This is a genomic window from Archangium sp. (genome assembly GCF_036389735.1).
GTDB lineage: Bacteria > Myxococcota > Myxococcia > Myxococcales > Myxococcaceae > Archangium.
Map to the genome: position 1 here is coordinate 1 of NZ_DASVWK010000127.1, position 4637 is coordinate 4637.

4 protein-coding genes are annotated in these 4637 nt (G+C 69.8%); 2 read left to right on the forward strand and 2 right to left on the reverse strand.

Annotated elements, in window-relative coordinates:
• Both VF794_RS04890 and VF794_RS04895 read right to left on the reverse strand, forming a co-directional pair.
• Nucleotides 1-421, reverse strand: a 421-nt coding sequence (locus VF794_RS04890) for a CheR family methyltransferase (RefSeq protein WP_331108006.1), incomplete at its 3' end; no start/stop codon positions are given.
• Nucleotides 418-894: a CheW domain-containing protein gene (locus VF794_RS04895; protein ID WP_331108007.1), complete on the reverse strand. Its 477-nt coding sequence runs from the start codon at nt 892-894 to the stop codon at nt 418-420. The genes VF794_RS04890 and VF794_RS04895, both read right to left, overlap by 4 nt.
• Nucleotides 895-1493: 599 nt before the next feature.
• Between VF794_RS04895 and VF794_RS04900 the strand changes: the two genes are divergently transcribed.
• A complete protein-coding gene (locus VF794_RS04900) occupies nt 1494-2786 on the forward strand; it encodes a DUF1552 domain-containing protein (protein ID WP_331108008.1) in 1293 nt (430 codons plus the stop codon).
• Between the two features lie 93 nt (nt 2787-2879).
• Nucleotides 2880-4637: DUF1592 domain-containing protein (locus tag VF794_RS04905; protein WP_331108009.1), on the forward strand; the 1758-nt coding region annotated here is incomplete at its 3' end.

Below are 4637 nucleotides of genomic sequence, written 5' to 3' on the forward strand. Positions count from 1 at the left end.
GCGGGTTGACGTCGATGCCGAGGAGGCGGAGGCGGGACGCATCCGCGCGCGAGCGCTCCCGCGCCATGAGGGCCACGGAGTAGGGCTCCTCTCCCGTGGAGCAGCCGGCGCACAGCACGCGGACATTGGGCGTACTGCGCAGGAAGGAGGGCAGCACCTTGTCCACCAGCATTTCCAGCTGGGTGGGGTGGCGCAGGAAGTACGTCTCGCCCACGGTGAGCCGCTCGGCCAGCACCTTCCACTCCTGCGACTCGGAGGAGGTGGCCAGCCGCTCCAGGTAGCGCTCCACGCCGCCGGCGGCGCGCTCGGTGAGCAGGGGCTCCAACTCCCCCCACTGGGCGGGCTCGTGACGCAGGCCCAGGCGCTGCTCCACGAGCGCGGCGAAGCGCGCGACGGGCATGCGGGAGGCGGCGGCGATCACGCGCCCCCCTCGCCGGAACCACTCTCCAGACGACCCCAGATGTCCTCGGGCAGCAGGTGGGCCGTGCCCAGCACGGCGAGCAGACGCCCATCGAACGAGCCCAGGCGCTGCACGTGGCCGCTGGCGGTGGCGCGCAGCAGCGGAGGCACGGAGTCCAAGGTGCTCTCCTCCATCCACCGCAGGCCGCGCACCTCATCCACCTCGAGCGCCAGGCGCCCCTCGGGCACGCGCAACGAGATGAAGCGATGGCCGGAGCCTGCCTGGGCGTGAGCGCCTCCCAGCAGCACCGCCAGACTCACCACCGGAGCCGGCGTGCCGCGCACCAGGCACACCCCGCGCACGAAGACAGGGGCCGCGGACACCGGGGCGACCGGCAGCGGCCTCATCGTCTCCTCCACTTCCTCGAGCGGCAGCGCGCACATCCACTCCTGCGCCCTCACCACGAGGAAGCAGCGAGACCCCTGCCCGGGCATGACTCCCCCTTCGGGTTCGAACAACACGCCAATCATGCACCCTCAGCGTATGTCAACGCGAGCACCGTCGACGTCCCGCCGGCCGCCTGGACGGTGCGGGGCCACTCTCGCGACGCCGAGGAGGGAGGTAGGAGTCGAAGGGGGCGGGCAGGCGTGGAGCCCACTCAAGCCCACACATCCATCTGAACGGCGGAATCCCTCACAAATTTCCCGTCAGACGAAACTCCAGCCGTCCACCCCGTTTCAACCGCAGACGGAAATTTGGCACGCACCCGCAACGGGGTTCGAGGAGAGCGGAAGTTTGTAAGTGATTGGCGGAAGAGGCTCCTTCCCCTCTGAAAACGACCTCGACTTTTCCTGTATCGCCCTGGTAAGTGGGAATTACCGCCTAGGCACGGGGAGACAAAAGCTTACACCCGCCCGCTGTCGAATCCGCCTGTGTCTGAGTTGTGTTCGATAGACCGATGCACGGGTCTGGATTATGACCGCGGCGGTTCTCATACGCTGAGTCTCACCTTACGGTAGCAGTGAGTGATTGCCATTGAAGCCCGCGTCGCGCGGGCCTCCGAGTCGGACCACGAGAACGGGAGCTGACGAGCATGCTTCGGATCGGGCGTAGGCAGTTCACAGCCGGGCTGGGAGCCTCGTTGCTGGCCTCGCCCCTGCTGGGGTTGCTCAGCGGGGAGGCGCGGGCCGCGACGCCCTTCGCCCGGCGAATCATCGTCTTCTTCACCCCCAATGGGACGGTCCACCAGCACTGGCGCCCCAGCGGCACGGAGACGTCCTTCACGTTCCCCGCCGGCAGCGTGTTGGAGCCGCTCACCCGCCACCTCTCCAACCTCCTGGTGTGCGAGGGCCTCGACTTCCTCCAGGTGGACAACCACGACGCGGGCATGGCCAACATGCTCACCGGCGGAGGCACGGCGCAGAGCACCTCCGGGGGCCTGTCCGTCGACCAGTTCCTCGCGCGCAAGATTGGCCAGAGCGCGCGCTTCCAGTCGTTGGAGTTCGGCGTGCAGACGAGCCGCTGGGGCGCCACGCGCTCCACGCGCATGTCCTACTCGGCGCCGGGCGTCTTCGCCTCGCCCGAGGACAGTCCGCGCAACGCCTTCCAGCGCCTCTTCGGCGCCCTCGGGGGCGACACCACGGCCGCCGACAAGCTGCTGCGGCGCCGCAAGAGCATGCTGGACCTGGTGCGCGGAGAGCTGGGGGACCTGTCCCAGCGCGTGGGCACGGAGGAGAAGCGGAAGCTGGAGCAGCACCTGGAGTCGCTGCGCCAGACGGAGCGGGGGCTGACCGAGCCCGTGGCGCTGCCCGGGTGCCCCGGCGCCACGGCGCCTGTCGCCATGGACCACATGGCCAACGCGAACTTCCCCGCCGTGGGCCGCGCCCAGATGGACCTGCTGGTGAGCGCGCTCGCCTGCGGCATGACGCGCGTGGCCTCCCTCCAGTGGTCGCACACCGTGGCGCCCCAGGTGTTCACCTGGGCGGGCGTCAACGAGGCCCACCACGAGCTGTCGCACAAGGGCGATAGCAACACCGAGGGAGTCGCCAACTTCATCAAGTGCGAGCGCTGGTTCGCCGAGCAGTTCGCCTACCTGCTCGACGCCCTCAAGGCCCGCACCGATCTGGAGGGCGGCGGCACGATGCTCGATACGACCCTGGTGCTCTGGGCCAAGGAGCTCGGCGACAGCCGCCTCCACAACTGCCGCTCCGTGCCCTTCGTCCTCGCTGGTGGCTCGAGCAGCTACTTCCGCTTCGGGCGCTACCTCCGCTACAGCGGCGCCGCGCACCAGAAGCTGCTCACCTCCGTGTGCCACGCCCTGGGCGTCCCCATCGACACCTTCGGTGACGCTGCCCGGTCCACCGGTCCGCTCGACGGACTCGTCTGACGCCCCGCCCCCACCTCTGACAGTCCTCCCTCGCGATTAGGAGGCAGCTCCGTGCTCCCTTCCCGGCACTCCCCTGCCCTTGGCGCTCTCCTGTTGTCCGTTGCCGTCCTCTCCGCCTGCTCCTCCCAGGAGAACGGCTGTCCAGATGATCTGGAGTTCTTCCGCACCCAGCTGTGGGAGCCGGTGATGTCCGTGCAGTGCATCGCCTGCCACAAGGCCGATGGGCTCGCGGCCGGGACGCGCATGGTGCTGCTGCCCCCCGAGGCGCCGGGCGCGGTGGAGACCAACTTCATGACGGTGCGGGCGCTGGCGCGCGACACGAGCGCGGGCACCCCCCTGCTGCTGCTCAAGCCCTCGGGCCTGCACCCCCAGGGCCACGGCGGCGGCACGCTCCTGGCCCAGAACAGCACGCGCTACGCGAGCTTCCAGCGCTTCACCGACCGCATCAACGGTGCTCCCGGCGCCTGTGACGGCTCGGCCCTGAGGGCGTGCGGCCCGGACGGCCAGGACACCAGCGCCAGGCGCCAGCTCCGCCTCCTCACCCGCTTCGAGTACGACAACACGCTGCGCGACCTCCTCTACGTGGACTCCCAGTGGGGCCAGGCCTTCCCCGCGGAGGAGCGGGTGAACGGCTTCGACAACAACGCGGATGCACGCGCGGTGGGCCCGCTGTTGGCCGACAAGCTCCTCACCTCCGCCGAGGAGGCGGCCGCCGCGGCCATCGCCAACCTGTCCAGGCACGTCTCCTGCGCGCCGGGGGACACGTGCGCGCGGGAGTTCATCCAGAATTTCGGCGAGCGCGCCTTCCGCCGCCCACTGCTGGACGCGGAGCGGACCCGCTACCAGTCGCTCTACACGAGCGTGGCCTCGGCGGACGGGTACACCGAGGGCATCAAGGTCGTCATCGCCGCCATGCTCCAGTCCCCCCATTTCATCTACCGCGCGGAGCTGGGGCAGCACCTGGGCGAGGGGAAATACGCGCTGACGGACTACGAGGTGGCCACGGAGCTGTCCTACCTCTTCTGGGGCTCGATGCCGGATGACGCGCTCTTCGCCAAGGCGCGCGCGGGGGCCCTGCACACCTCGGAGCAGATCTCCGCGGAGGCGCGCCGGATGCTGGCCTCGCCCCGGAGCCGTCCGATGCTCGACCACTTCGTGAGCCAGTGGCTGGAGCTGGATCAGATCGGCCAGGCGCAGAAGGACGCGAGCGCCTTCTCGGACTTCACCCCCGCCATCCGCACGGCGATGCTGGCCGAGACGACGGAGCTCTTCGACCATGTCGTCCGCGGCGGCAGCGGAAAGCTGCCCGAGCTCTTCACCTCCGACTACACCTTCCTCACGGACGGGCTGGCGTCGTTCTACCGCGTCCCGGGGACGGTGGTCTCCACGTCGACGACCGCCACCGGCCTGCGGCAGTGGAGCCTCCAGGGCACGAGTCGTGGAGGCATCCTCACCCACGGGAGCATCCTGGCCAGCCAGGCCACGCCGCAGACGTCCTCGCCCGTGCGCCGTGGCAAGCTCGTCCGCGAGCGCCTGCTGTGCCAGCCGCTGCCGCCGCCGCCCCCGGGGCTCGACGTGCAGCTGCCTCCGGTGGATCCACAGGCCTCCAACCGCGTGCGCTTCCAGGAGCACTCGAGCAACGCGGTCTGCTCGTCCTGCCACAAGATGATGGACCCCATCGGCTTCGGCTTCGAGCAGTTCGACAGCGTCGGCCGATTCCAGCCCACCCTGCCGGGTGGCCAGACCGTGGACGCGAGCGGCGAGGTGCTGTCCTCGCCCGCCACCGATGGCGCCTTCACCGGGGTGGATGAGCTCCAGCGGAAGCTCGCCGAGAGCCCGGATGTGCAGTCC

Excerpts from the sequence above, each read along its gene's own strand:
- VF794_RS04895 (WP_331108007.1), bottom strand. The coding sequence starts at position 894 with ATGCCCGGGCAGGGGTCTCGCTGCTTCCTCGTGGTGAGGGCGCAGGAG.
- VF794_RS04900 (WP_331108008.1), top strand. The coding sequence starts at position 1,494 with ATGCTTCGGATCGGGCGTAGGCAGTTCACAGCCGGGCTGGGAGCCTCG.